Origin of the sequence: Halorubrum sp. ARQ200 (assembly GCF_005435115.1) — an archaeon.
GTDB lineage: Archaea > Halobacteriota > Halobacteria > Halobacteriales > Haloferacaceae > Halorubrum > Halorubrum tropicale.
On the sequence record NZ_SGTZ01000054.1, the window covers coordinates 1 to 466 of the forward strand.

General features: G+C 64.4%; 1 pseudogene. It reads right to left on the reverse strand.

Annotation, left to right across the window (positions count from 1 at the left end):
• A pseudogene (locus EXE50_RS17005) lies at positions 1 to 466 on the reverse strand (glycine dehydrogenase subunit 2); the annotation flags it as partial.

The following is a 466-nucleotide window of genomic DNA, read 5'->3' on the forward strand; positions in this document are numbered from 1 at the left end:
CAACGCCTCATCGACGATTTCAGGCCACTTCGTCGTCGGTGGATGGACGCCGTAATCGAGCATCCGCTTGGCCGCGTCTGCGGCGTCCTGCTCGCCCGCGCTGGCGACGAACTCGTGGTGGAACGGGCCGAAGGGAACTTCGTACTCGAGCTGCTCGGCGAGATAGTTCGCGTTCAGCACGGCCTTCGCGCTGGCGTCCCGCAGGCCCTCGTCGCCGAGTCTGGCGATATAGGCGAAGGTTTTGAGCAGTACCGGCCAGTTGCCATAGAAGCCATGCACCTTCCCGATGGAGTTCGATGGCTCGTAGTGTTCGTAGTTCCCACCGCGCTCTCTGACGTGCGGGTTCGGGAGGAACTGTGCCAGTTCCTCGCGGACGCCGACCGGGCCGGCACCGGGGCCACCGCCGCCGTGGGGCGTCGCGAACGTCTTGTGGACGTTGTAGTGCATCACGTCAAAGCCCATATCG